This is a genomic window from Streptomyces sp. SudanB25_2051 (assembly GCF_964272635.1).
In the GTDB taxonomy this organism is placed as follows: Bacteria; Actinomycetota; Actinomycetes; order Streptomycetales; family Streptomycetaceae; genus Streptomyces.
This window is the reverse complement of sequence record NZ_OZ186787.1, coordinates 2,780,436-2,805,166: the sequence shown is the minus strand read 5'-3', so window position 1 is coordinate 2,805,166 and position 24,731 is coordinate 2,780,436. Positions and strand designations below refer to the sequence as shown.

The following is a 24,731-nucleotide window of genomic DNA, read 5'->3' as shown; positions in this document are numbered from 1 at the left end:
CCCGGTCAGGTTACTCACGAGTTGGCATGGGGGGAACGGGCGTGACGGGCGATTGTCGGCGCACGTACAACCATGGGGCGTAACTGCTGGTCGTCATGGGTGCGTTGTCCCTGAAGAGAGAGGCTCCCCGTCCCATGAAGCAGTCTGCCGCCACGCGTGCGCTCGCGCGTGGCCTCTGTGTCGCCGTCGTCGCCTCCGTGGTGGGCGCGGCGCCCGCGTTCGCCGAGGAGCCGCAGAGCGACCAGCTGTGGATCAGCGCGCCGTACGAGGCGACGCTGCCCGTCGGCGCCGGCGGCGCGGCCGGGCCGGAGCGGCTGGTCGAGGTCGGCCTGTCGCACGACAACGGCAACTTCGCCGTCACCGACGGGCGGATCACCGTCGACGTGTCCGGTCTCGCCGGCGTCGCCGAGGTCACGTGGCCCGACAACTGTGCGCCCACCGGTACGACGGCCGTGTGCACGGTGCCGTCGGTGGCCCTCTCGGGGGACACGGGGGAGCGCGTGCGCCTCCAGGTCCGCGCCGCGGCGGGCGCCGCCGCCGGGGCGACCGGCCGGATCGCGTACACCGCCCGTGCCGCCACGAACCAGCCCGGCGTCGGGGAACTGGTCGCGCACGAGGCGGAGACGCCGGTCACGCTCGGCTCGGGGCCCGACCTCGTGGTGCGCGGCACCGTGCCGTCCGGCGAGATCCGGCCGGGCGACAGCGTGTCCGTGCCGTTCAGCGTCGTCAACGAGGGCGGCGAGGCGGCGCGCGGGGTGCGCGTCACTATGTACGTGACGCGCGGCCTGGACGTCGGCGCCGTCGACCCCCACTGCACCACGACGCCGCTCGACGGGACCGACGGGTACGTCCCGCTCAGCCGCGTCGACTGCGCCTTCGACGACGTGATCCAACCGGGCGGCACGTTCCGCCTGCCGGCCGTGCTGACGGCGAAGGCCGCCCCGTACGCGTTCCACGAGCGGCTGGACGTGACCGTCGAGCCCGGCGGCGGCGCGCAGGACCTGTCGCCGTACGACAACGGCCTGTACGGCGCCGTCCGCGTCGCCAACACGAGCGACTTCGCCGTGCGGGGCGCCGACGTTTCGGCCGCCGCCGGCGAGAGCGTCACCGTCGGCCTGACCTTCCAGAACAAGGGGCCGGGCTGGGTCGCGAACCTCCGGTCCGGCGACCCGGTCGGCTCCGTCGACTTCGTCGTCCCGCGGGGCGCGACCGTCACCCGCGCGCCCGGGAACTGCTTCGGCCTCACCCTCGACGGCGACTGGTACGAGGGCCCGGCGGGCGCGCCCCGCTACCGGTGCGAACTGCCCATGTGGGTGGGCGAGAAGCAGACGGTGACGTTCCCCTTCACCCTGCGCGTCGACACCGTCGTCCCGGACGCCACCGGCACGCTGACCCTGCGCGGCGGCTGGGGCGAGGCCCGTCCGACCGACCCGGAGCCGAAGAACGACACCGCGAAGCTCGTTCTCAACGCGGCAGGCTGACCGGGGGCATCGCCCCCGGCGCCAGGAAGTCCGGGGGGCTGTCGGGGCCCGGCGCCGTACCGGTCGGGCCGTCCGGCCCGCCGGCCGGCCCGGCCCCTGCGGCCGGGGCCCCGGCCGCCGGCCGCCGGGGCGTACCGGCCCGGCCCCTGCGGGACTTGCGGGGCCCACGGGGTGCGGCGGGCAGCTCGGGGCCGTGGTCGCCGTGGACGCCGTACGGGGCCGGGGGCTGCGGGGTGGCCGCTATCGCGCGGGCCACGCGGCGGGCCTCCGCCGCCAGTTCCCGCAGCAGGCCGCTCGGCGGCTGGTGGAAGCCGACGAAGTACAGGCCCGGCGCCGCCGACAGCGTGCGCGCGCCGCGCACCCTCGGGCGGCCGCGCCCGTCCAGCACGCCCAGGTGCCCCACCAGGCCCTCCAGGCCGCCCCGGTAGCCGGTCGCCGCTATCACCGCGTCGGGGCGCACCACCGAGCCGTCGGCCAGCGTGACCTCCCCGTCGCGCCCGAAGCCCGTCACCGCGGCCACCGGCTCCACCCTGCCGCGCCGGACCGCGTCGACGAGCCCCGTGTCGTGCACCGGCACGGCGCCGTCCCGCCGCAGCCGCCGGTACGGGCCGGTGCCCGCGCGCGGCAGCCCGTACGCCGTCAGGTCCGGGACCGTCACCCGCTCCACCGCCCGCAGCAGCCGGTCCGCGGGCCACACCGGCAGGCGCCGCACCAGCACCCCGGTCGCCTGCGCGGGCCAGCCGGCGACCGAGCGGCGCACCACGTGCGGAGCGGTCCGCACCGCGAGCCGCACCCGCGCCGCGCCGCCCTCCGCCAGGTCCACGGCGATCTCCGCCCCGCTGTTGCCGGCGCCCACCACCAGCACGTCCTTGCCCGCGTAGGGCGCGGCCGAACGGTACGCGGCGGCGTGCCGCAGCTCGCCCGGCCACCCGTCGCGCCCCGGCCAGTCCGGCAGCACGGGCACGTGCGCGGCGCCCGTCGCCACGACGACGGCCCGCGTGGACAGGCGCCGCCCGCCCGTCGCGTGCAGCACCCACCCGTCGCCGTCGCGCTCCACCCGGTCGACCTCGACGCCCGTGACGACCTCCAGGCCGTTCACCTCGGCGTACTTCTCCAGGTACCGCACGAGGTCGTCGCGCGACACCCAGCGGCCGAACGACCGGGGCATCGGCAGCCCCGGCAGCGCCGACATGCGGCGCGTCGTGTGCAGCCGCAGCCGGTCGTAGTGGCGCCGCCAGGTCGCGGCGACGGCGGGCGCCTTCTCCAGGACGACGGCCCGCACCCCCCGCCCGCGCAGCGCCGCCGCGACGGCGAGCCCGCCGGGGCCGCCTCCGATCACGTAGACGGGCGGGCCCAGCACGGGGGCGGGAGAGGGGGCGTTCGCACAAGCCATGGACGCCGAGCGTAATCGCCGCCCGCGTTGTTGGGTCCCGGTCAAGCCGGGAAACGGTTGCGAAAGGGTCACGAAGGGGGCGTGACGGCCGCCTCCACCTCCGCGAAGGTGCGCGCCTCCACCAGTCCGGTGTCCTCCAGGACCTCCATGTGGTCGAGGACGGTGTCGTTGGCCACGCGGGCGTGGCGGCGGATGAGGTCGTTCTGCGTGGCGGCCCTGACCTCGCCGATGGTGGCGAAGATCTTGCCGTGCGACGAGCGCAGGATGTTGGCGAAGATCCGGTCGAACTCCGCGCCCCGCGTGGCCTCCAGCTGCCGTACGAAGCCCTGCTGCTCCTCCGTGGCCTCGTTCGGGATGTCCACGCCCAGGATGCGGGCGTCCTCCCTGACGAGCTGGTCGAGCTTGCTGTGCCCGTCGAGCAGGTGGAGCCCGGCCCGCTTCACCGCCTCGCTCTGGCCGTGCGTCTGCGCGAGCCGCCCGGCGGGGATCTCCCACAGCCCGGCCTGCCGCACCTTCACCAGGAACGTCCGGTCGATCTCGGTCACCGGCTGCGGCCCGCCCGCGGCCCCGGCCGCGCCCCCGTAGCCGCCGTCCGCCGCGACGACGGTCGCCGCCTGCCCGGCCCGCGCCTCCTCGCCGCCGCCCCGCACCAGCAGGAACAGCGCGAGCAGCGCGGCACAGGACGCGGCGACGGCGGCGAACGCGGCACGGGGGACGCGGCGCAGCGGGGTGGGCAGGGCGCGACGGTTCGGATGCATGGTCCCTCCTCGATCAGCTTGCGGAGGGATACGTACGGGGCGGCCCCGCGTGCTCACACCGATCCGGCCAATCCGGCGTCCGGTGCGGCCGGTTCGGGACGGGCGTGCGCTCAGGGCCAGAGCAGGCCGCGGGTCCACGGGGCGGTGGGCGACGGGCGGCGGTAGCGGAGGCGGACGTGGCGGCGCCGCGCGTCGCCCTGGAAGAACTCCGCCTCTTGCGGGACCAGTCGGTAGACCGTCCAGGTCGGGGCGTGGGCGGCCGGGTCGGACGCGGCCCGCTCCCAGGCGGCCTCGCTCGCCTCCGCCAGGTCGCGCGTCGACGCGAGCGGTTCGCTCTGGCGGCCGGTGAGGGCCGCCGCGAGGGCGCCGGTGGTACGGGCGTGGAGGTCCTCGTACGCCTCCTCGGCCGTGCCCGTCTCGACGGGGCCGCGCAGGCGGATCTGGCGGGCCCGCAGCGGCCAGTAGAAGTGCAGCGCCGCGTAGGGGCGGGCGGCCAGCTGGCGGCCCTTGGCGCTGGTGGCGTGCGAGGCGAACCGCCAGCCGCGCTCGTCGGCGCCGTGCAGCATCACCGTCCGCACGTCGGGGAGGCCGTCCGCGCCGGCCGTCGCCAGCTGCGCCGCGTGCGGCTCGGCCTGCCCGGCCGCGGCGGCGTCGAGGAACCAGGCGCGGAACAGCTCCAGCGGGTCGTCCGGGGCGTCCGCCGGGTCGAAGGCGGGCAGTTCGGTGTCCCACACCCGCAGCGCGCGCAGCGCCGCGTCGAAGGCGCCGGCCGTGGAGGCGGGCGGGGTGGCGGGGGCTTCGGTCGCGTCGGGCGCGGAGTGGGGGCGCGGGGCGTGCGTCATGCCGACATCATCCGCCGCGCGGCGGGGTGTGCGGGGCCCGGGCACGGGGTGCCGGCGGCGGTCGTCGCGGGACGGCCGCCGGCGGCGTGACAGGACGTGCCGTGCCCGGGGCGCCGGGAGCGGGCGGACGGGCGCGCCGGAGCGCGGGGGAGGGGGGCCGTACGGGCCGCCCCGTACGCGCCGCGGCCAGGGCCCGTACGGGAGGTCCCGTACGCACCGCCGCAGCGGGTGCCGCTACTTCGCCGGCTTCTTGCCCGTGATGCCGAGGTGGACCAGCAGCGCGAGGCTCGGCCGCAGCTCGGCCTGCTTGACGCCCCACGTCTGGAAGCCCTTCTGGTGGGACGCCACCGACGACAGCATCGTCACCAGCGCGCCGGCCATCGCCGCCGGGTTCACGTCCTTGTCGACCCGGCCCTTGGCCTGGAGTTCCTTCACCGCTTCCGTGAGGGAGCCGGTGACCGAACCCAGCACCTTCATACGGATCTTGTAGAACCGCTTGTCGCCTTCGGCGGCGCCCAGATCGACCACGCGCAGGATCGCGTCATGGCGCCGCCAGAAGTCGAGGAAGCCCTCCACGAGCTCCTCCGACGCCTGCTTCGCCGCCTTGCCGACCCAGGACCGGCCCGACACCAATTCGGTCAATCCTGCGCCATCCTTGGCCATTTCCTCGGCGATCTCGAGGACAGCGCCCTCCACGTCGGGGAAATACTGATAGAAGGTCGCAGGTGAAGTGCCCGCCTTCCGGGCCACGTCGATGACTTTGACGTCCCGGTACGGCGAGGAGCTGAGCATCTCGCTGAGGCAGTCGAGCAGCTTCTGCCGCGTCGCCTGGCCGCGCCGACCGGCCACGCGGCCGTCGACGGTGCGTACTTGTCCTGTCATGCCGTCAGCTTACCGAGGGGTGTTCGGCGCGCGATTCGGCCGACTGCAAATGGGTGCGAGGCCGTGTGCGCGCTGTTCCGGACGGGTTTTGCGCGGCGTACGGAAGAGGTTCCGCAAACGGATGCGCGGGTGACTGTCCGTGTTCCCGTGGGGGCCCTCGGCGGCCCTTTGCGTCCTTCCATCCTCCGCTATCTCGGTATTTTTCCGTTCAAGAAGATTATCAACAGGCTGTGGAAAACATCGGTGGACAACTCCGCCCCGAGAACTTCCCGGCAGCCGGAAACCGTGCCGCGACCGATACCGCCGATCAGTTCGGCGGAAGCCTCCGCCGTGCCGATAACCACCGGGCCGCCGGAAAACCCCTCGCGGGGAACGCGCACCCGCGAACGCCCGCCGTCGGAGCCTCTTCCGGCGGGTCGCCTCCGGCTGGATCGCCTCCGGCTGGATCGCCTCCGGCTGGATCGCCTCCGGCTGGATCGCCTCCGGCGGGACTCCCTCCGGCGGGACCCGCGCCGGGCGGCACCCCCTCCGGGGCACCCGGACGAACCGGCCGGGGCTGCGGCCCGCCCGCACCCGCATTAGCGTGGCCGTGACGGGCGACCACGCCCGGTGCACGCCCGTGCACACCCGTGCCCCGCCCGTGCGCAGCGAAGGGACCACGCCCATGGCCGCGACCACGGCACGCACCCCCGCAGGCGCCCCGGACGAGCGGCCCGAGGGCACGCCGTGCTGGGCAGACGTGCTGCTCCCCGACCTGGAGGCCGGCAAGCGCTTCTACGGCGAGCTGTTCGGCTGGACCTTCACCGACAGCGGCGAGACGTACGGCCCGTACGCCACCGCCCTCAGCGACGGACTGCGCGTCGCCGGGCTCGCCCCCAAACGCGACGGGCGCATGCCCACCGCCTGGGGCGTCTACCTCGCCACCGCCGACGCCGTCGGGCTGGCCGCCCGCGTCCGGGAGGCCGGCGGGCAGATCATCACCGAGCCCATGCGGGTCGGCGCCGCCGGCATCACCGCGCTCGCCGCCGACCCCGGCGGGGCCGTCTTCGGCATCTGGCAGGCCCAGGGGCGCGCCGGCTTCGAGAAGGAGGGCCTGCCCGGCTCGTACTGCTGGACCGAGGTGTACACGCGGGCCCGCGACAAGGACGCCGTCGACGCCTTCTACGCCACCGTCTTCCGCTACCGCACCCGCGACCTCGACGACCCGTCCGCCGACTTCCGCGTCTGGTCGCCCGCCGGGGAGGGCGAGCCCACCGACGCCGACGCCATCGGCGGGCGCAGCGTGATCGGCGGGGCCTTCCCCGCCGAGATGCCCGCCCACTTCCTCGTGTACTTCGCGGTCGCCGACTGCGACGAGACGGTCGCCACCGCCGTGCGCCTCGGCGGGCGCGTCACCGAGGACCCGTTCGACACCCCGTACGGCCGGATCGCGCTGCTCGCCGACAACCAGGGCGCCGCCTTCGCCGTACTCGCCGAGGCGAAGGCCGCCTGACCGGCGACCGGCCGCATGGCCGGAAAACGCCCGTTCCCGTCCACATCGTGACGTGCCCGTCCCTCACACGGGTGTCCCCTTACGGGTGAGACACCCCGATCCGCCCCCGGGTTCGCAACCACCGCCCCGGACAGGAAGAATCAGGGTGCACAGGGTCGTACCCCCATGGCCCTGACGGGGAGGTGGCAGGCAAGTGGAGCAGCTGACGCAGCACGACCCGAGACGGATCGGCCCGTTCGAGGTGCTGGGACGGCTCGGCGCCGGCGGCATGGGCCTGGTGTATCTCGCGCGGTCGGCGTCCGGCCGCCGCGTGGCGATCAAGACCGTACGGACCGAGCTCGCCGAGGACCAGCTGTTCCGTGTCCGCTTCACGCGGGAGGTCGAGGCCGCGCGGGCCGTGTCCGGTTTCTACACGGCCGCCGTCGTGGACGCCGACCCGCGCGCCGCCGTGCCGTGGCTCGCCACCGCCTACGTGCCGGCGCCCTCGCTCGAGGAGATAGTGAACGAGTGCGGGCCGCTGCCCGCGCCCGCCGTGCGCTGGCTCGCCGCCGGCGTCGCCGAGGCCCTGCAGTCCATCCACGGCGCGGGCCTCGTCCACCGCGACCTGAAGCCGTCCAACGTCCTCGTCGTGGAGGACGGCCCCCGCGTCATCGACTTCGGCATCGCGTCCGGCGTCTCCAACACCCGGCTGACGATGACCAACGTCGCCGTCGGAACGCCCGCCTACATGTCGCCCGAGCAGGCGCGGGACTCGCGCAGCGTCACCGGGGCGAGCGATGTGTTCTCGCTCGGCTCCACGCTGGTGTTCGCCGCCACCGGGCACGCGCCCTTCCACGGCGCCAACCCGGTCGAGACCGTCTTCATGCTGCTCCGCGAGGGCCCCGACCTGGAGGGCCTGCCCGACGAGCTGCGCCCGCTGATCGAGTCCTGCATGCAGATGGACCCGACGCGCCGCCCCACCCCCGCCGACCTGCAGGCGCAGCTCGCCCCGCACCTGTTCGCGGGCGGCGACGACAGCGGCACGGCGTCCGCGTGGCTGCCGGCCAGCGCCACCGCCATGATCGAGCGGCGCCGCGGCGGCCGCCCCTCCGCCCCGCCGGCCCCCGCCGCCCCGCCCGGACCGCCGCCCGCCCCGCCCGGCGCCCACGGCTCGCCCGGCGCGCCCGCCCCCGGCGCCCCGGCGCCCGGCCAGGACTGGGACCCGGCCTGGCGCGGCAACGACCCCCGTACGGGACACGGCCCCGGCCACCCGCCCGCGCAGCCGCCCGCCCCCGGACCGCACGACGGCGCGCCCGTCCGCCTGCCCGGCGCCAAGGTGCCCATCGGCCCCGGTCCGCGCCGCCCCGACGGCCGCTCCGCCGCCGCACCCGACCCGGCCGGCCCCGCCACCGGCTGGGTGCGCCCGCCGGCCGGGCTGACCGGCCCCGACGCCCCGCCGCCCACCGGCCGCCCGCTGCCCGGAACCGGCGCCCAGGGCGGCCCGTCCCAGCCCGCGGCCGACGGCGGCCCGACCGTCGCCGCGCCGCCGCCCGCGCCCGGCCACTGGCGGCCGTGGCGGTTCCGCATGTCCAACGACGTGTGGGGCACGCCTGTCGTCGAGGGCGACCTCCTCTACGTCACGTCGTTCGAGGTCCACGCGCTCGACGTGGGCACCGGCCGACGCCAGTTCAAGACCCGCGACGTCGCCTGGTCCATGGCGGTCGCCGCCGGGCGCATCCACGCCTCCGACGGGCCCACCCTGTACGCGCTCGACGCCCTGGACGCGGGCGAGCTGTGGCGGCTCCAGACGGACGCGTGGGTGTACTCCCTCAAGACCGACCGGGGCACCGTCGTCACCGGCACGCGCGGCGGCGGCGTCCAGGCGTGGGAGGCGTCCAACGGGGCCAAGCTGTGGGAGCTGACCGGCGCCCAGACCGACTTCGAGACCCCCGAGGCCGGTCCGGCCGTGCACGGCGACACGGTGTACGTGTGGCAGGACGCCCGGCTGCGCGCGCTCGACGCCCGCAGCGGCACCGAGCGGTGGTCGTACCCCATCGGGGACGCCGCGTCCTGCGGGGGCGTCCCCGTGCGCGTCACGCCCGCGGAGGACGGCTATGTGTACGTCGCCGCCGGGACGCGGGTGCTGTCCGTCGACATCATGTCCGGGCACGTCCGCTGGCACTTCGAGGCGCCGGCCGTGTTCCTGTCGCCGCCCGCCTTCGCGCCGGGGCCCTCGGTGACCGGCGGCGGGGTGTACCTCGCGGACTACCTCGGCACGGTGTACGCCCTCGACGCGACGACCGGCAAGGACCGCTGGCGCATCGCCACCGAGTCCCGGCAGTCCATCGAGCCGGTCCTCGTCGTCAACGGCGACGTCCACGTCGGCAGCGGCAGCGCCCTGTACACGCTCGACGCGGTGACCGGCACGCCGAAGTGGCGGTTCGCGGCGGGCGGCGAGATCGTCGGCGCGCCCGTCGTGGCGGAGGGCCGGCTGCACTTCGGCTCCGCCGACCACGTCCTGTACACGCTGGACGCGGCGGGCGGGCAGCTGCGCTGGAAGCTCACGACGGGCGGCGAGATCACCGGCTCGCCCGTGGCCCGCGCGGGCGTCGTGTACGCGTGCAGCAAGGACCGGTGCGTGTACGCCCTGGACGCGGCGAAGGGCACCGCGACGGGGCCCCGGCCCACCGCGTGAGCGGGTCCCGCGCCTGCGGGCCCGCCGGGCCCTAGTACCGGCGGTCGTCCGGGTGGTCGCCCCGCCCCGGCGGCCGCTCGTACGGGCGGGTCTCCTGGTCGCGCGGGTCCCGGTACCGGCCCTGGTCCTCGTATCCGCCCTGGTCCTGGTACCCGCGCTGGTCGTGCGGGTCGTGCGGGTCGTGCGGGTCGGCGTATCCGCGGCCGTCATGGGGATCGGCGTATCCGCGCTGGTCGTGCGGGTCCGCGTATCCGCGCCCGTCATGGGGATCGGCGTATCCGCGCTGGTCGTGGGGGTCCTGGTAGCCGCCGCCCCGGTGGGGGGTGTCCTCCGGGTAGCCCGGGTACGCCGGGTCGTCCGGCCCGGGGATCGCGTCGGGCGCCGGCTGCCCGCGCCGCCGCCGTCCCCGCAGCCGCCCCTCCCCGGCGGCGTCCCCGGCGCCCGCACCGGCCCCGGCGTACGCCGCGCCCCCGTGGTGGTCCCTGCCGTCCCGGTCGCGGCCCAGCATCCGGCCGCGCAGCCGCCCCGCCATCACCGCGGCGGCCAGCAGCAACAGCAGCCCGCCGCCGAGCGCGAGACCGGCGCCCGAGCCGACACCCCGCTCGTCGCCGCTCACCGTGAGGCTTCCGGCCGCCCGGCCCTGCTGCACCATCCACAGGACGGTGAACCCCAGGACCACCAGCCCCGCCAGCGCCACCGCGAGCCGGGACCGCAGCATCAGCCCCACCAGCGTGAGCAGCGCCGCGAAGGCCATCGGCAGGAACAGCGACGTCCACAGATCGGCCCTGCCGGAGGTGATCCCGCCGAACAGGTCGCCGATCTCGTAGTGCCGCCCCAGGCGCCCGTCGTACCAGGCGCGGAAGACGCTCCAGACGGCCGCGACCGCTCCCACGACGGCCAGGACGGCGCCGATGACATTGCGGATCATCCTCGGCCTCCCTCGGCTCCGGGTGCCGGACCGCCCGTTCCGGGTCCGGTCCGGCGGTCCGAGTACCCGGCTGCGGCCGGGGAAATCACCCGCGGCGCGAACACCGGGCGCCGGGCGCTGCTAGGGTGACGTGCGCTCGTCAGAACGAGCCTTCTATTCTTCCACTTTCAACGGGGGTTGAAACGTGAAAATGCGTCACGTTCGCGCGGTCGCCGTCTTCGGCGTGGTCCTGGTCGCCCTGACGGGCGCGCGCGGCTCCGGCGGCGGCAGCTGCGGCGGTTCCTCCAGCTCCGGGAGCAGCTCCAGCTCCAGCGGCGGTTCCGGCAGCCACAGCGACACGGACGGCAGCGGCTCCAGCAGCAGCGGCGGCGGCGTGTCCGTGCCGGGTGGTTCGAGCTCCAACTCGGCGATGCGGGACATCAAGATCGCCGAGTGCAAGATGGACGCGTCCGGCAAGAACCTCGTCGCCCGCCTGACCGTCACCAACGACGGTTCGGTCGACTACTCGTACGACGCGACCGTCCACTTCAAGGGCGCGGCCGGCTCGGGCACGCCGACCGCGATCGCCCTCCTCGACGACCTGGTCGTCCCGGCGAACGGCACGAAGACCGCCGAGGCCACCGCCCCGTACTCGGGCACGCAGAACGGCTCCGAGTACAGCCAGTGCGTCGTCACCAAGGCCAGCCGCAACCTGAGCTGACCCCGACACCACCGCAACGCCGTGTGGGGCCGGCCCGTGACGGGCCGGCCCCACACGGCGTTGGGGACCGCGCACATGCAGCGGCCGCGGTGGCTCCCCCTCCGCGCCACCGCGGCCGCACCCCGTGCGGGTTGGCTTACTTCGCCGGCGGCGCCGGGACGTGGTTGTCCATGGTGACGATCCCGTCCAGCGGCGGAGCCGGGACGTGGTTGTCCATGGTGGTGACGACGTCCTCGGCGGTCACGCCGTCCTTGGGCGGGGCCGGGACGTGGTTGTCCATGGTCACGAAGCCGTCCCGGGGAGGGGCGGGGACGTGGTTGTCCATCGTGGTGATGATCTCTTCGGGCTTCTTGTCACTCATGCGCGTCTCTCCCCTTGACGTATGACTGGGCAACGCCCGTTCGGCGACTCCCCCGATGGCCGTCGAACGGGCGTCCAAGGACGGCCCACCCTAACGGTGGCCGCCTCCGGCCCGTGTGCCCCCCGACGCGACGGACCGTGTACGAAGAACCATGCCGGACACGCATAAACGAATGCTGAACGCCCGTGCCCCGGCCGCTCAGGCGGCGGCCGACGGGGCCAGCAGGGCGCGGACGTCGTCCGCCTCCGGCGCACCCACCCGCTCGTACAGGGCGAGCGCCTCCCGCAGGCAGGCGCGGGCCCGGTCGGTCTGCCCGAGCACCCGCAGCGCCTTCCCGAGCAGCACCAGGATGTTGCCCCGCATCTGGTCCCCGCCGATGCAGCCGAGCGCCAGCGCCTGTTCCGCGTGCTGGGCGGCGCGCGCGGGCTGCCGGGACCTGAACCGCGCCTCGGCGATGCGGAAGTGCGTCGCGCCCTCCCAGAGCCGCTGCCGGTTCCTGGTGAAGATCCGCAGCGCTTCGGCGAACTCCTCCAGGGCCTCCGTGTGGCGCTCCGCGTGGCTGAGGGCCACGCCCAGCGCGTAACGGCCGTTGGCCAGGCGCATCGTGAGGCCGAGCCGGTCGTAGATCTCGATGCCCTGGCGGGCCAGGTCGATGGCGCTGGACGAGCGCCCGGTGAGCAGGTGCACGCGGGACAGGTTGCACAGGGCGGTCGCCACGCTGGGCAGGTTGCCGACCTCCCGGGAGCCGTCCGTGGCCCGTACGAGGTGCTCCTCGGCGTCCTCGTACCGGCCCTGCATGATGGCGATGATCCCCCGGTCGTTGTCCGCCCAGTACACCGGTGCCGGGTCGCCCGCCGCCACCGCCAGGTCGCGGGCCACGCGGGCCTCGCGGTCGGCCTCGTCGTAGCGGCCCGCCACCAGGTGGACGTTGCTGAGCGTCGTACGGGCCCGGCCCTCCGCGCGGGCGTCCCCGGCCGCCCGCGCGGCCTCGCAGGCGGCGACGGCGGCCGACTCGTACTGCTTGGAGTTCGCGCCGGACTCGGTCAGGTCCTTCGCCGCCCACAGCAGGTCCACCGCGCGGCGCAGGTGGCTGCCGGGCGTGGCGCACGCGGTGGCCTGGCGGACGCACGCCAGCACGCAGTTGGCCTCCCGGTACAGCCAGTCCTGTGCCTCGTGCCGGTCCGTGAAGGCCAGGCCCTCGTACGTGGTGGGTTCCAGGTGGTCGACGAGGCGGTCGCCGGGGCGTTCGATGGCGTACACGCGGGCCACCGTCGCCAGGTAGAAGTCCAGGAGGCGGGAGCGGGCGGCCTCGCGTTCGGCGGGGGGCTGCTCGTCGCGTTCGGCGCACACGCGGGCGTACAGCCGGACCAGGTCGTGGAAGCGGTAGCGGCCGGGCGCGGCCGACTCCAGCAGCGACGTGTCGACGAGGCTCTCCAGCAGGTCCTCGGTCTCCTCCGGCGGCAGGTCCAGCACCGCCGCGGCCGCCGCCACGGAGATGTCGGGCCCGTCCGCGAGGCCCAGCAGCCGGAACGCGCGGGCCTGCGCGGGCTCCAGCTGTCCGTAGCCGAGCTCGAACGTGGCCTTCACCGCCAGGTCGCCGGCCCGCAGCTCGTCCAGGCGGCGCCGTTCGTCGGCGAGCTTCGCCGCGAGCACGGACACCGTCCAGGTGCGCCGGGCGGCCAGCCGGGACGCGGCGATCCGGATGGCCAGCGGCAGGAACCCGCACGCGGCGACCACGTCGAGGGCCGCCTCCCGCTCCGCCCGCACCCGCTCGGCGCCCACGATGCGGGTGAACAGCTGGAGCGCCTCGTCCGGGGACATCACGTCCAGGTCCACCAGGTGCGCGCCCGCCAGGTCGAGCATCCGGACGCGGCTGGTGACGAGCGCCGCGCAGCCTTCCGTCCCGGGCAGCAGCGGACGCACCTGCGCGGCGTCGCGGGCGTTGTCCAGCAGGACGAGGACGCGGCGCCCCGCGAGCGTGGAGCGGTACAGCGCGGCCCGCTCCTCCAGGGTCTCCGGGACCTGGTCGTCCGGCGTCCCCAGGGCGCGCAGGAACGAGCCGAGGACGGTCTCCGGCTCGGCGGCCCGCGAGCCGGCGCCCATCAGGTCCACGTACAGCTGCCCGTCCGGGAAGCGGGGCCGCGCCTGGTGCGCCACGTGGACGGCGAGGGTGGTCTTGCCGACGCCGCCGATGCCGGCGAGCGCCGACACGGCCATGACGGAGCCCTCGGCGGTGGCGAGCAGATCGCCCAGTTCCCGCACGAACGCCGCCCGGCCGGTGAAGTCCGGCACCGAGGCGGGCAGTTGGGCGGGGCGTGCGACGGCGGCCTTGGCGGGTGCGGGCTGTTCGACGGGCTGGGCCAGTTCGCTGTCGGCCTGCAGGATGCGCTGCTGGAGCCGGGCCAGTTCGGGGCGCGGGTCGACGCCCAGTTCGTCGGCGAGGAGGCGGCGCGTGTCGGCGTACACGGCGAGCGCCTCGGCCTGGCGGCCGCTGCGGTACAGGGCGAGCATCAGCAGCTCCCGCAGCCGCTCGCGCAGCGGGTGCGCGGCGGTCAGCGCGGTCAGCTCGGACACGGCCTCCGCGTGCCGGCCGCACTCCAGGTCCAGGTCGAGGCGGGTCTCGACGAGCTGGAGCCGCCACTCCTCCAGGCGGGCGCGCTGCGTCTCGGCGTACGGGCCCGGCACGGAGGCGAGGGGTTCGCCGTCCCACAGGCCGAGCGCCTTGTTGATCAGGGCGACCGCCTGGGCGCGGTCGCCGCCGGCGCGGGCCTTCTCGGCCTCGGCCGCCAGCTCCTGCGCCACGTTCAGGTCGAGGGCGTCCGGGGCGCCCCGGATCGCGTACCCGCCGGACTCGCTGACCAGCACGTCGGGCGGGAGGACCTTGCGGAGGCGGGAGGCGTACGTGCGGAGCGCGGCGAGCGCCTGCGAGGGGGGCTCCTCGCCCCAGATGGCGTCGATCAGCTCGGCGGCGGTGGCCGTGCGGCCCTCGCGCAGCAGCAGCGCGGCGAGGAGGGCGCGCTGCTGGGGGGAGCCGGAGGGGAGCGGTTCGCCGTCGCGCCAGGCCCGTACGGGGCCGAGCACCGCGAAGCGCAGATCGGCGCGGGTCCCGGAGGTGTCGGCGCCGTGCGCTCCGCGCCGGTCCGCGTCGTCCGCGGGGACGGTGCCGAGCCGGCCGGCGCGGTCCTCCGCCCCGCTCTCCTGCTCCGGCGCGGCGCGGGGCACGTCGGCGCCGGCGGCGGGGCGCGGCTCATCGGAGGCCAGGCCGTCGTCCGGTGCCTGACCGCCCGGTGCCTGCGCCTGCCGTGGAACACGCTGCTCCGGCACTCGCGGCCCGTTGCCACGGCCCATAGCTCCCCCTGCCCGTACCGCTGGTATCGCCGCCCACAGTCTGCCTTGTGAACGGCGGGCGCGTCAGCATCGGGCGACGCTCCGCACAAGGTCGTGACACATCCCGACGACACCGACACATGTGACGTGTCGTCATATCGCGGCTTGTGCGCTTGGATCGGGGAATGCCGATCACACGTGACCTCGTCGTACGGGGCGAGGACTGGTACGGGCGCGAACTGGGCGCGGGCGACGTGTTCGAGGAGTGCGTCTTCTACGACACGGACTGGACGGAGGGCGTCAGCGAGGGGGCGTCCTTCGACCGCTGCGCGTTCTCCGGGGTGCGGTTCAACGCGTCCCGGCACGCGGGGTCGGCGTTCACCAACTGCTCGTTCCGCCGGTGCGTCTTCTTCGACGCGCGGTTCGAGGGGTGCAAGGCGGTCGGCAGCCGCTTCCAGGAGTCGGAGTTCCGCCTGTTCGCGGTGGACGGCGGCGACTGGTCGTACGCCGCGCTGGGCGGCGCCGACCTGCGCCGGGCCGAGCTGACCGGGGTGCGGCTGCGCGAGGCCGATCTGGCGGGCGCCCGGCTGGACGACGCCGAGGTCACGCGGTGCGACCTGTCCGGCGCGCGGCTGCGGGGCGCCGTCCTGCGCGGCGCCGACCTGCGGGGCAGCGACCTGTCGGCGCTCGACCCGAGGGCGGTGGAGGCGGCGGGCGCCCGCATCGACCTCCAGCAGGCCGCGGTCCTCGCGACGGCCCTCGGCTACCGGGTGACCTGACCCGGACGCCGCGCCGCACGCCCGCGCCCCCCGTGCCCCCGCGCCACCCCTGGAGTGGGCGGCCTCAGCCGAGCCCGCCCGTCGCGCGGATGTTCTGGCCGGTGACCCAGCCGCCGTCCGGGCCCACCAGGAAGGCCACCACCGCCGCGATGTCGGACGGTTCGCCGAGGCGGCCCAGGGGGGTCAGGCCGACGGCCATCTCCAGGGCCTCCGGCGGGTTCGTGCCGCGCAGCAGGGCGGTGTCCGTCGCGCCGGGCGACACGGTGTTCACGGTGATCCCGCGCGGGCCCAGCTCCACCGCCGCGGCGGCCGTCAGCTGCTCCAGGGCGCCCTTGCTCATCATGTACGGCACGATGCCGCGCCCCGGCCGGGTCGTGTTGAGGGTCGACACGTTGACGATCCGGCCGCCCTCGGGCATGAACCGGGCCGCGTACCGGACCGTCAGGAACGCCGCCCGCGCGTTGACCGTCATCGCCCGGTCGAACAGCTCCTCGCCCGTCTCGTCCAGCGGCGTCGGGGTGAAGCCGACGGCCGCGTTGTTGACCAGCACGGAGACCTCCCCGGCGGCCGACTCCTCCGACGCGGTGCGCATCAGCTCCTCGGCCGCGCCCGGTTCCGCCAGGTCCAGCCGTACGGCGCGGGCGCTGCCTCCGGCCGCCTTCACCTCCCGTACGGCGTCGTCGGCGGCCTCCCGCTCGTGCGCGTAGTTGAAGAAGACCTCCGCCCCGTCCCGCGCGAGCCGTTCCACGATGCCCCGGCCGATCCCCCGCGAACCTCCGGTGACGACGGCGGTCCTGCCCCGTAAGACGTCCATGGCCCCTCCTTGTGCTTCCCGCCCCTGCGGCGTCCGACAGCCTCAGAATCTAGGGGCCGCCCGCCGGGCGCGGGGCGGTTTCCCGCAAGCGCCCGTACGGGCCGACGGAAACCGGACATGCGGGCCGGAAGGGGCCGCCGTATGGTCGAAAACACGCCGTATGTCCTCCATCCGAGGGAGGCGACATGGCCTCAGCACCGACCAGGCCGACCAGGCCCGCCGCCCGGGGTGTCCGGACCACGCCCGCCCCGCCGGCCGGCGGGGACCCGCTGTTCACCGCCGTGGACGCGCCGGCGTTCACCGCCCGGCACCTCGCCCGGCTCGCGAGCGGCACGCTCGCCGCCGTACGCGTCCCCCGGTTCCTCGGGCCCGCCGGCTGCCGGGCCGTCACCGAGGCGCTGGACCGGCTGCCGACGGCACCGTACGACCCCGGCCGGGTGCCGACGCCCGTGCTGCGTTTCGGGCCCGCGCTCAACGACCACCGGCTGCCCTCGGGCGGCCTGGACGCCGAGCGCTACTGGGCCGAGGCGGACGCCGCCCGCACCGCCTGGGAGCGCGCCGCGATCAGCCCCGACCCGGTGGCGCACGCCCTGGACCGGCTCGGTGAGGCGTGGGGTGCGCCGGTGGAGCCCGCGACGATCGGCGGCCGCGCGGCCTTCGGCGGCACCGCGCGGGAGATCAACGCCGGGCTGCTGATGCACTACGACGACATCAACCGCGAGTTCCCCTGCGGCCTGTTCGACCAGGACGTCATCGCGCAGCTGGCGTTCAACCTGTACGTGAGCGTCGCGTCCGGCGGCGGGGCGACCACCGTGTGGCGCCACCGCTGGGACCCGGCCGACGAGGAGCACCGCGACGCGTACGGCTACCGGCCGCGTGCCGTCGAGGGCGGCCAGTGCGTGGAGCTGCCGCCGCACCTCGGCGACGGGCTGCTGTTCTGCCCGGCCCACTTCCACGCGGTGGCGGCCAACGAGGGCGCCGGGCGGCGCATCGCCTTCGCGTTCTTCCTCGGCCTCACGAGCGGCGGCCGGCTCGTCGTATGGTCCTGACATGGATGACCTCAGGTACGAGGACGTGAAGGCCGCGACCGGGCGGGTCGAGGGCCGGGTCAGGCCCCTCGCGGTCGCGCCGGGCGACTTTGGCGGAACCTGGTTCGCGCTGGAGTTCCTCCAGCACACGGGATCGTTCAAGGCGCGCGGCGCCATCAACTTCATCCGCTCCCACCAGGAGGCCGGCACCCTGCCCGAGGCGGGCGTCACCATCGCGTCGGGCGGCAACGCCGGACTCGCCTGCGCCTGGGCGGCCCGCGCGCAGGGCGTGCGGGCGACGGTGTTCCTGCCGGAGACCGCGCCGCCCGTGAAGGTGGCCCGGCTGCGGGGGTACGGCGCCGACGTGCGGCTGTCCGGCCGGGAGTACGCCGACGCGCTGGACGCCTGCCGCGCGTACGCCGCCGAGAGCGGGGCGCTCGCCTCCCACGCGTACGACCATCCGCTGATCGCGGCGGGCGCGGGCACCCTCATGGAGGAGCTGCACCAGCGGCTGCCCGGCCTGGACACGGTCGTGGTGTCCGTGGGCGGCGGCGGGCTGTTCGCCGGGGTCGCCGCGTCGGCGCACGAGCACGGCGTGCGGGTGGTGGCCGTCGAGCCGGAGGAGTGCCGGGCGCTGAACGCGGCGCTGGAGGCGGGCGAGGTCGTGGACGTGCCGGTCAGGTCGGTCGCCGCCGACGCGCTGGGCGCCCGGCGGGTGACGCCGCTGGCGCTGGACGCGGCGCTGCGCTACGACGTGCGCTCGGTGCTCGTGCCGGACGAGGAGATCGTGCGCGCCCGGCAGGACCTGTGGGACGGGCACCGGATCGCCGTGGAGCACGCGGCGTCCACGGCGCTGGCGGGGCTGCGCGCGTACGGGCCCGCGGAGGGGGAGCGGGTCGCGGTCGTGCTGTGCGGGGCGAACACGGACCCGGGGGACCTGACGCGCCCCGCGTGAGGCGGCCCGCGCGGCGTCGGCGTGGGACGGCCGGCGCGTCGGAAAACGGCACGGGAAATTTTTGAAACGGGCAAAACAGACATGGCTGCGGTTCCCGCATACCGAACACCTGCCGCTGCGGCTAAGAGATACATGATTCAAAACTGAACAGACCATGAAATCCTTGCTGCGGGTCCGTTTCATCCCGCAGAACTGAAGGCGGAGATCGCGGAGTTCCATCCTCCGGATGTGGAAACCGCAGCACCTAACGTCCTGGGCATGACTCAGGTGGAAGCACGGCCCCAGGCCGGAGACACGGTAAGGAACGTCGACGCGACGGGCGAGAACGGCGGCGTACGCACCAAGGGCCTCGGCGGGAACTCCGTCGGGCTGATGGGTGGTGCCGTCATCGGCATCTCGACCGTCGCCCCCGTCTACTGCCTGACCTCGACACTCGGCGCCACGGTCGGCGAGGTCGGCCTCCAGATGCCCGCGATCTTCCTCGCGGGCTTCCTCCCGATGCTGCTGGTGGCCTTCGCGTACCGCGAGCTGAACAAGGCCGTCCCCGACTGCGGCACCTCCTTCACCTGGTCGGTGAAGGCGTTCGGCCCCAAGGTCGGCTGGATGTGCGGCTGGGGCCTCCTCGTCGCCACCGTGGTCGTCCTGTCCAACCTGGCCGGTGTCGCCACGTCCTTCTTCTGGCTGACCGCGGGCGAGATCACCGGTGATCCCTCGATCGCCGCGCTCGACGGCAACAAGGCCGTCCACATCCTCACGACCCTCGCCTTCGTGGCCGTCGCGACCTTCATCAGCTACCGCGGCATCACCGCCACCAAGTCGCTCCAGTACGCCCTGGTCGGCCTCCAGCTCGTCGTGATCGTGCTGTTCGCCGGGATGGCCGTCACCAAGGCCGGCGACATCGCCGGGTCCCTGTCCTTCTCCTGGACGTGGATGAACCCCTTCGCGGTCGACTCCTTCGCCGCGTTCACCGCGGGCCTCTCCCTGTCGATCTTCATCTACTGGGGCTGGGACACCTGCCTGTCGGTGAACGAGGAGAGCGTCGGCAGCGCCCGCACCCCCGGCCGCGCCGCCATGCTGGCCATGGTCGTGATCGTCTCCTCGTACCTGATGGTCGCCGTCGCCGTGCAGATGTACGCGGGCGTCGGCGAGAAGGGCCTCGGCCTGGGCAACCCGGAGACCTCCGACAACGTCTTCGCCGCCCTGGCCTCCCCGGTCATGGGCTCCGGCCTCGGCATCCTGCTCTTCGTCGCCGTCCTGGCGTCCGCCGCCGCCAGCCTCCAGACGACGTTCATCCCGGTCGCCCGCACAGCGCTCGCGATGTCCACGTACGAGGCGTTCCCGCCGGCCTTCGCCAAGGTGCACCCGGTCCACAAGACCCCCGGCCGCGCGACCGTCGTCGCCGGTGTCGCCACCGGCGTGTTCTACTCGGTGATGACCCTCGTCAGCGAGAACGTCCTGGTCGACACGATCTACGCGCTCGGCCTGATGATCTGCTTCTACTACGCGATCACCGCCTTCGCCTGTGTCTGGTTCTTCCGCCGCGAGCTCACCGGCTCCGTCCGCGACCTGCTGGTCAAGGGCGTCCTGCCGGGCCTCGGCGGGCTGATGCTGACGGCCGTCTTCGCCCAGACCCTCACGGACATGTGGGACCCGGCGTACGGCAGCGGCTCGTCCGTCTTCGGCGTCGGCTCGGTCTTCGTGATCGGCGTGGGCCTGCTGCTGCTCGGCGCGGTCCTCATGCTGGTCATGCAGCGCCGCAGCCCGGCCTTCTTCCGCGGCGAGATCCTCACGAAGGAGACCCCCGCGCTGGTCGTCGAGGACTGACCCCGGCGCATCCCGCCCACCCCCCACCTGAGCCACCCGCGGCCGGAGCCCCACCAGGGCTCCGGCCGCGCGCGTCTCCGGGCCCCTCAGCCGTCACAGCCCCATGACCATGGACCAGCCGGCCAGTTCCCGCCCGGACCCACGCGTACATCGGCCGGTCCTCGCGGCCCAGTACACCCGGCAGCCGCGCGCCCGCGTACAGGGCGAGCCCGAGGTCGGGAAGCCGGGCGGGGACGGGCAGATGCCCGTCGCCGTGGACGGGCACGCACCGGTCGGGGCCCTGCCTCCACACCCGTCGGGTGAGAAGTCCTCGCGCGGTACGCGCTGCCAGACGGCGCCCCAGGTGTCGTCAGGCAGGCCGCGCCGCTGCCTCAGCTCGCCGGGGCGGACACGGCGTGTGCGGCTCCCGCACACCGGCGGCCCGAGGGTGCCGCTGGGCCGGCTGTCCGGCGACATCCGGCGCGTGATGCCGCCAGGATGAACCGGGTGACGACCACAGACCTATGGCACCACTACGGCCGTGTCCGTGCCGAGCAGGACCACGCCGTCCCCGACACCTTCCACTGGTCCTGGAGCCAGGACGGCGGGCCGGGCCCGGAAGTCCTCGGCGACCTCACCGGCAAGACCCTGGCCGACCTCGGCGCCGGAGCCGCCCGCCACGCCGCGCACCTGGCCGCGCACCACACCCCGGCCCGGATCGACGCCGTGGACGCCTCCCCGGCACAGCACGACATGGCGACCGCGCTCTACGCCTCGCTCGCCCCGCGCCTGCACCTCGTCCACCAGGACGCGGTCGCCCACCTCCGCGCGCACGCCGGTGCCTACGATGTGCTTTACAGCGTCTTCGGGGCGGTGGACTTCACCGACCCACACGAGCTGCTGCCGGCCGCCGCTGACGCGCTCCGCCCCGGCGGACGCCTGGTCTTCTCCACCCTCGCCCACCACCTGTCCGGCGAGCCCGCTCAGCCCGACGTCACCGCCGCCGAGGTGCCGGCGAGGACCCCGGGTGGCGAGAGCACCACCATGCGCCGGTGGGTGCTCCAGGAGCACGTCTGGACCAAGGTCCTGGACCAAGCCGGGTTCACCGCGATCCGCGTCGAGGAGCTGCCCGCCGGGGAAGGCCCAAGAGCCGCCGCCACCTTCCTCGTCACGGCCGAGCACCCCGCGACCTGAGTCCCGCGCCGTACTCGCCCAGGTGCCGGAACACCAGGGTCACGGGGCCGATGACCTGGGCCCGGCGGCGATCCGGGCCCTGACCGCCGAGCCGCCCAGGACCACGGCGCCCTCCTCGGCGGGCGCGGCCGCAGTTACCAGGCCGAGGTGACCACCGCTGCGTGACCGGCGCGAGCACGCGTCCGCCATGGCTGCGGGGCCCCGCCCCGGGGACGTACCGGCTCCCGCACAGGGGGCCCCGGCCGTGCGGCGTCGCCGGGGCCCGTCGGGTGGCGTCTCGGGGGCCATGGGGTGTCCGGGCCCCCGCCCGCACGCGCTTCCCGTGCGGGGTGGGCGGCGTGGGTGCAGGGTGGAGGAATGTACGACCTCTACGCCATCGCCGAGGAACACCTGGTCGCCGCCCACCGCTCCGAGCACGGGCGCAGCGCCAACCTGCTGCTGAGGGAGCGGCCGCTGCGGCAGACCGTCATCGCGCTCACCGCCGGCACGAAGCTGGACGAGCACAACGCCCCGCCCGCCGCCTCCCTGCAGGTGCTGCGCGGGGTCGTCAAGCTCAAGACGGCGTCGGACGACATCGAGCTCACGATGGGCGACCTCTTCCTCATCCCACCGGAACGGCACAGCCTCACGGCGGTGACGGACACGGCGTTCCTGCTGACGGCCGTCAACGACTAACCGTTCGACACGGGAAGGCGCGGCCGGAAGCATGCGGGCATGACACGCACCGACATGCCCGCCGCGCCCGACGAGCGCGCGCACCTCGTCACCTTCCTCGACTACGTCCGCGACACCGCGATCGCCAAGTGCGACGGCCTGGGCGCCGACGGCGCCCGCAGCGCGCCGCTGCCGCACTCCCCGCTGATGACCGCCGCCGGACTGATCAGCCATCTGCGGTGGGTCGAGCACTACTGGCTGGAGGCGGTGTTCCTCGGCGAGGAGGACCGCACGCCGTGGACCCGCGAGGACCCCGACCGGGAGATGCGGATCGCCCTCGACATCCCGCTGCCCCGGCTGATCGCCGAGTACCGCGAGCAGAGCGACCGCCTCCGCGACGTGATCGCCGGACACGACCTCGACGCCACGGCCCGGCGCCCGGTCCGCGACGGCGTCCACGTCTCGCTGCGCTGGATCCTCCTGCACCTCATCGAGGAGACGGCCCGCCACAACGGCCACCTCGACGCCATCCGGGAACTCACCGACGGCACCACCGGCACCTGACGGGCGCCCCGCCCCGCCGTACGACCATGCCGCCGCCTCGCGGCTCGCCCCACCCGGCGGAGGACCCCGCTCCGGCAGGGGCCGGCCGTACGGGGCCCGGCTGTGACGGTCCGGGCGCCGGGCGCGCCCCGCGGGACGCACCCGGCGGCCGTAACTACGACGCGGGGGTGACCCGCAGGAAGCCCGCCACGCACAGGCGCTTGACCAGGCGGGTCTGGAGCGGGCTCAGGCGCGGGGCGATCTCGCCGTACTTCACCGGGCCCGCCTCCAGCAGCGACCACAGCTCGTCCACCCCGTCCACGCGCGGGTCAGCCGCCACGCTCGGGCCGTGCGGGTCGTCCCGCGAGTAGATCCGCCGGCACGGGACCGTGTCGCGCAGCGGCGACGGCGCCGCCTCCGAGCGGGTGAGGGGGTTGCGCCAGTACTCCGTCATCCCCTCCAGCACGGCCGGCGGCAGCTGGACCGTGGCCGGCGGGTGGGTCGCCTTGAAGCCCGGCACCGTCAGCGTCACGCTGTCGCGGATCGCCGCGCCCGGCGCGAGCGCCACCACCGCGTCGTCGGTCAGGTCCGCCGGGTCGGCCAGCGCGGTCGCCGCCAGGTACGGGCCCGCCGCGTCGAGGTCCTCGATCCTGCGGGTGCCGTGCGTCAGCACCTCCAGCAGCGTCGGCTGGAACGACGTGTTCAGCAGCGCGTCGAAGGTCTGCTCGCGGATGCCCAGGTCCGCACCGGTGCCCCGGGTGTTCCAGTACACGCTGCCCGGGTTGTTCTTCGCGATGGCGTGGTACCACTGGTCGATCATCAGGGCGAACGTCTCCGCAGTGCCGTGCCACTTGTCGTTGTAGTCGCGCCACAGCGCGCGCCGGTCCGCCTCGTCCAGCTCGCCGCCGACCGTCTTCTGCAGGAGGAGCGCCGCGGCCGACGCCTGCGTCAGCGCCACCGCGACACCCGACGAGAACAGCGGGTCCACGAAGAACGCCGCGTCGCCCACCAGCAGATGCCGCTCGTCGTAGTCGGCGAACTCCTCGCTCACCCGCGAGTAGTTGGTCGCCGTCAGCATCTCCGGCGCGACCGGCACCGCGTCCCGGACCAGCTCCTTCAGATACGGCACCTGCCGCACCGTCTCCAGGAACGTCTTCTGGTCGGTGAAGTCCCGCCCCGGCTCCTTCAGCACGGCCGGGTTGGTGACGATGCCGACCGAGTGGGTCAGCACCCGCTTCCCGCCGATGACCTTCGGGACGGGGATGAACCAGCACCAGCCGTCGCGGAACGCGAAGCAGCCGATGGGGGAGAGGTTGTCGGCGCTGAAGACGTTCCAGTCCTCGGCGAGGTTCTGCGTCAGCTCGCAGCCGGTGAAGTGCTGCCAGATGGCGATGTTCTTGAAGTTCGACAGCCAGCCCCGCTTGTTGCGGGCCGCCGACACGCTGCTCTGCCGGCCCGACGCGTCCACGAAGTACCCGGCGCGCACCGACCGGCCGTCGCCGAGGCGCACCACCCCGCCCTGCCCGTCCGGCTCGTACGCGGTGACGGCGACGCCCTGGAAGACCTCCGCGCCCACGTCGGCGGCGTGGTCGAGCAGGATGTGGTCGAACTCGGCGCGGTCGACGTGCATCGTCCACCGGTGCACCCCGTCCTTCTCGAACGGCGCCTGGTCGAAGAGGGCCACGCTCGGCTGCCCGGGGTCCCAGGCGTACACCCCGCCGAACTTCTTCACCCAGCACGGGCTGGACAGCACCTTCGCCAGCGCCCCGCTCTCCTGGAGCGCGGGCACGACCGGGTGCGCGAAGGACTCGCCGATGTGCTCGCGCGGGAAGACCTCCCGGTCGAAGAGGGCGATCCGCAGGTCGGTGCGCTGGGCCAGCAGGGCGCCGAGGGTGGACCCGGCCGGGCCGCCACCCATGATCACGACGTCGTAGTACTCCCGCACGTTCTGAACCTCTCGTCCGCTGGTACGTGGGTACGTGGAAGTGCCGCTGTTCTGGTCGGGGGTGAGGGGGGAGCGCGTCCCGACGGTACGTCCGGGCCCTCCCGCGGTCCACGTCCCACCTGAACACCCGTCGCCCGGGCGGCACCCGGGCCCGCGCGCCGGCCGCTGGGACGGACGC

At 74.8% G+C, this 24,731-nt stretch carries 20 protein-coding genes and 1 pseudogene; 11 read left to right on the top strand and 10 right to left on the bottom strand.

Features of this window, described 5'->3' with window-relative positions; all coding sequences use genetic code 11:
• Positions 1–134: 134 nt before the first annotated feature.
• On the top strand, positions 135–1,481 hold the full coding sequence (locus tag ACSUPT_RS12355; RefSeq protein WP_436944261.1) for a hypothetical protein: 1,347 nt from the start codon (positions 135–137) through the stop codon (positions 1,479–1,481).
• A gap of 238 nt (positions 1,482–1,719) precedes the next feature.
• On the opposite strand, the pseudogene ACSUPT_RS12350 reads toward ACSUPT_RS12355, so the two are convergent.
• The 4 genes and pseudogenes from ACSUPT_RS12350 to ACSUPT_RS12335 all read right to left on the bottom strand — a co-directional run.
• Positions 1,720–2,874 (bottom strand): annotated as a pseudogene (locus ACSUPT_RS12350) (flavin-containing monooxygenase); the annotation flags it as partial.
• Positions 2,875–2,942: 68 nt separating this feature from the next.
• On the bottom strand, positions 2,943–3,632 hold the full coding sequence (locus ACSUPT_RS12345) for a DUF4142 domain-containing protein (RefSeq protein ID WP_436944260.1): 690 nt from the start codon (positions 3,630–3,632) through the stop codon (positions 2,943–2,945).
• 110 nt (positions 3,633–3,742) lie between these two features.
• A complete protein-coding gene (locus ACSUPT_RS12340; RefSeq protein ID WP_436944259.1) occupies positions 3,743–4,474 on the bottom strand; it encodes a pyridoxine/pyridoxamine 5'-phosphate oxidase in 732 nt (243 codons plus the stop codon).
• A gap of 234 nt (positions 4,475–4,708) precedes the next feature.
• On the bottom strand, positions 4,709–5,356 hold the full coding sequence (locus ACSUPT_RS12335; RefSeq protein ID WP_351964477.1) for a TetR family transcriptional regulator: 648 nt from the start codon (positions 5,354–5,356) through the stop codon (positions 4,709–4,711).
• A gap of 664 nt (positions 5,357–6,020) precedes the next feature.
• On the opposite strand from ACSUPT_RS12335, the gene ACSUPT_RS12330 reads away from it, so the two are divergent.
• Positions 6,021–6,848 (top strand): VOC family protein, encoded by an 828-nt coding sequence (locus tag ACSUPT_RS12330; protein WP_351964476.1) that lies wholly within the window; start codon positions 6,021–6,023, stop codon positions 6,846–6,848.
• Between the two features lie 193 nt (positions 6,849–7,041).
• Positions 7,042–9,522 (top strand): serine/threonine-protein kinase, encoded by a 2,481-nt coding sequence (locus tag ACSUPT_RS12325; RefSeq protein ID WP_351964475.1) that lies wholly within the window; start codon positions 7,042–7,044, stop codon positions 9,520–9,522.
• Positions 9,523–9,553: 31 nt separating this feature from the next.
• On the opposite strand, the gene ACSUPT_RS12320 is transcribed toward ACSUPT_RS12325, so the two are convergent.
• Together ACSUPT_RS12320 and ACSUPT_RS12315 are read right to left on the bottom strand one after the other, a co-directional pair.
• Positions 9,554–10,450 carry a hypothetical protein gene (locus tag ACSUPT_RS12320; RefSeq protein WP_436944258.1) on the bottom strand — a complete coding sequence of 299 codons (897 nt, stop codon included), beginning with the start codon at positions 10,448–10,450 and terminating at the stop codon, positions 9,554–9,556.
• Between the two features lie 195 nt (positions 10,451–10,645).
• Entirely contained in the window at positions 10,646–10,870 is a 225-nt protein-coding gene (locus ACSUPT_RS12315; protein WP_361664479.1) for a hypothetical protein, read from the bottom strand.
• Here ACSUPT_RS12315 and ACSUPT_RS12310 point away from each other — a divergent pair.
• On the top strand, positions 10,860–11,150 hold the full coding sequence (locus ACSUPT_RS12310; RefSeq protein ID WP_351964472.1) for a hypothetical protein: 291 nt from the start codon (positions 10,860–10,862) through the stop codon (positions 11,148–11,150). The two genes, ACSUPT_RS12315 and ACSUPT_RS12310, sit on opposite strands and share 11 nt — an antisense overlap.
• Before the next feature lie 136 nt (positions 11,151–11,286).
• Here ACSUPT_RS12310 and ACSUPT_RS12305 read toward each other — a convergent pair whose 3' ends face one another.
• Together ACSUPT_RS12305 and ACSUPT_RS12300 are read right to left on the bottom strand one after the other, a co-directional pair.
• On the bottom strand, positions 11,287–11,511 hold the full coding sequence (locus ACSUPT_RS12305) for a hypothetical protein (protein ID WP_351964471.1): 225 nt from the start codon (positions 11,509–11,511) through the stop codon (positions 11,287–11,289).
• Between the two features lie 198 nt (positions 11,512–11,709).
• Positions 11,710–14,859 carry a BTAD domain-containing putative transcriptional regulator gene (locus ACSUPT_RS12300; RefSeq protein ID WP_436944257.1) on the bottom strand — a complete coding sequence of 1,050 codons (3,150 nt, stop codon included), beginning with the start codon at positions 14,857–14,859 and terminating at the stop codon, positions 11,710–11,712.
• Positions 14,860–15,023: 164 nt separating this feature from the next.
• On the opposite strand from ACSUPT_RS12300, the gene ACSUPT_RS12295 reads away from it, so the two are divergent.
• Positions 15,024–15,617 carry a pentapeptide repeat-containing protein gene (locus tag ACSUPT_RS12295; protein ID WP_399218874.1) on the top strand — a complete coding sequence of 198 codons (594 nt, stop codon included), beginning with the start codon at positions 15,024–15,026 and terminating at the stop codon, positions 15,615–15,617.
• A gap of 64 nt (positions 15,618–15,681) precedes the next feature.
• Here the strand turns inward: ACSUPT_RS12295 and ACSUPT_RS12290 are convergent, their stop codons facing one another.
• Positions 15,682–16,431 (bottom strand): SDR family oxidoreductase, encoded by a 750-nt coding sequence (locus ACSUPT_RS12290; RefSeq protein WP_351964468.1) that lies wholly within the window; start codon positions 16,429–16,431, stop codon positions 15,682–15,684.
• Positions 16,432–16,616: 185 nt separating this feature from the next.
• On the opposite strand from ACSUPT_RS12290, the gene ACSUPT_RS12285 reads away from it, so the two are divergent.
• The 6 genes from ACSUPT_RS12285 (at position 16,617) to ACSUPT_RS12260 (ending at position 22,629) form a co-directional block, all read left to right on the top strand.
• Positions 16,617–17,480, top strand: a complete 864-nt coding sequence (locus ACSUPT_RS12285; RefSeq protein WP_351964467.1) for a proline hydroxylase — start codon at positions 16,617–16,619, stop codon at positions 17,478–17,480.
• 1 nt (position 17,481) lies between these two features.
• Complete coding sequence (locus ACSUPT_RS12280; protein ID WP_351964466.1) at positions 17,482–18,414, top strand: threonine/serine dehydratase; 933 nt, start codon at positions 17,482–17,484, stop codon at positions 18,412–18,414.
• Between the two features lie 258 nt (positions 18,415–18,672).
• Positions 18,673–20,238 (top strand): APC family permease, encoded by a 1,566-nt coding sequence (locus tag ACSUPT_RS12275; RefSeq protein ID WP_351964465.1) that lies wholly within the window; start codon positions 18,673–18,675, stop codon positions 20,236–20,238.
• 477 nt (positions 20,239–20,715) lie between these two features.
• On the top strand, positions 20,716–21,411 hold the full coding sequence (locus tag ACSUPT_RS12270) for a class I SAM-dependent methyltransferase (protein WP_399218877.1): 696 nt from the start codon (positions 20,716–20,718) through the stop codon (positions 21,409–21,411).
• Between the two features lie 357 nt (positions 21,412–21,768).
• Complete coding sequence (locus tag ACSUPT_RS12265; RefSeq protein ID WP_351964464.1) at positions 21,769–22,086, top strand: cupin; 318 nt, start codon at positions 21,769–21,771, stop codon at positions 22,084–22,086.
• A gap of 39 nt (positions 22,087–22,125) precedes the next feature.
• The gene (locus ACSUPT_RS12260) at positions 22,126–22,629 is read left to right on the top strand and encodes a DinB family protein (RefSeq protein WP_351964463.1); all 504 of its coding nucleotides are present in this window, start codon (positions 22,126–22,128) and stop codon (positions 22,627–22,629) included.
• Between the two features lie 154 nt (positions 22,630–22,783).
• Here the strand turns inward: ACSUPT_RS12260 and ACSUPT_RS12255 are convergent, their stop codons facing one another.
• Positions 22,784–24,553, bottom strand: a complete 1,770-nt coding sequence (locus ACSUPT_RS12255; RefSeq protein WP_351964462.1) for an NAD(P)/FAD-dependent oxidoreductase — start codon at positions 24,551–24,553, stop codon at positions 22,784–22,786.
• Positions 24,554–24,731: the final 178 nt, after the last annotated feature.

Excerpts from the sequence above, each read along its gene's own strand:
- ACSUPT_RS12260 (WP_351964463.1), top strand. The coding sequence starts at position 22,126 with ATGACACGCACCGACATGCCCGCCGCGCCCGACGAGCGCGCGCACCTC.
- ACSUPT_RS12335 (WP_351964477.1), bottom strand. The coding sequence starts at position 5,356 with ATGACAGGACAAGTACGCACCGTCGACGGCCGCGTGGCCGGTCGGCGC.
- ACSUPT_RS12305 (WP_351964471.1), bottom strand. The coding sequence starts at position 11,511 with ATGAGTGACAAGAAGCCCGAAGAGATCATCACCACGATGGACAACCAC.
- ACSUPT_RS12270 (WP_399218877.1), top strand. The coding sequence starts at position 20,716 with ATGAACCGGGTGACGACCACAGACCTATGGCACCACTACGGCCGTGTC.
- ACSUPT_RS12320 (WP_436944258.1), bottom strand. The coding sequence starts at position 10,450 with ATGATCCGCAATGTCATCGGCGCCGTCCTGGCCGTCGTGGGAGCGGTC.
- ACSUPT_RS12265 (WP_351964464.1), top strand. The coding sequence starts at position 21,769 with ATGTACGACCTCTACGCCATCGCCGAGGAACACCTGGTCGCCGCCCAC.
- ACSUPT_RS12355 (WP_436944261.1), top strand. The coding sequence starts at position 135 with ATGAAGCAGTCTGCCGCCACGCGTGCGCTCGCGCGTGGCCTCTGTGTC.
- ACSUPT_RS12295 (WP_399218874.1), top strand. The coding sequence starts at position 15,024 with ATGCCGATCACACGTGACCTCGTCGTACGGGGCGAGGACTGGTACGGG.
- ACSUPT_RS12285 (WP_351964467.1), top strand. The coding sequence starts at position 16,617 with ATGGCCTCAGCACCGACCAGGCCGACCAGGCCCGCCGCCCGGGGTGTC.
- ACSUPT_RS12300 (WP_436944257.1), bottom strand. The coding sequence starts at position 14,859 with ATGGGCCGTGGCAACGGGCCGCGAGTGCCGGAGCAGCGTGTTCCACGG.
- ACSUPT_RS12315 (WP_361664479.1), bottom strand. The coding sequence starts at position 10,870 with ATGTCCCGCATCGCCGAGTTGGAGCTCGAACCACCCGGCACGGACACG.
- ACSUPT_RS12310 (WP_351964472.1), top strand. The coding sequence starts at position 10,860 with ATGCGGGACATCAAGATCGCCGAGTGCAAGATGGACGCGTCCGGCAAG.
- ACSUPT_RS12345 (WP_436944260.1), bottom strand. The coding sequence starts at position 3,632 with ATGCATCCGAACCGTCGCGCCCTGCCCACCCCGCTGCGCCGCGTCCCC.
- ACSUPT_RS12275 (WP_351964465.1), top strand. The coding sequence starts at position 18,673 with ATGACTCAGGTGGAAGCACGGCCCCAGGCCGGAGACACGGTAAGGAAC.
- ACSUPT_RS12290 (WP_351964468.1), bottom strand. The coding sequence starts at position 16,431 with ATGGACGTCTTACGGGGCAGGACCGCCGTCGTCACCGGAGGTTCGCGG.
- ACSUPT_RS12330 (WP_351964476.1), top strand. The coding sequence starts at position 6,021 with ATGGCCGCGACCACGGCACGCACCCCCGCAGGCGCCCCGGACGAGCGG.
- ACSUPT_RS12340 (WP_436944259.1), bottom strand. The coding sequence starts at position 4,474 with ATGACGCACGCCCCGCGCCCCCACTCCGCGCCCGACGCGACCGAAGCC.
- ACSUPT_RS12280 (WP_351964466.1), top strand. The coding sequence starts at position 17,482 with ATGGATGACCTCAGGTACGAGGACGTGAAGGCCGCGACCGGGCGGGTC.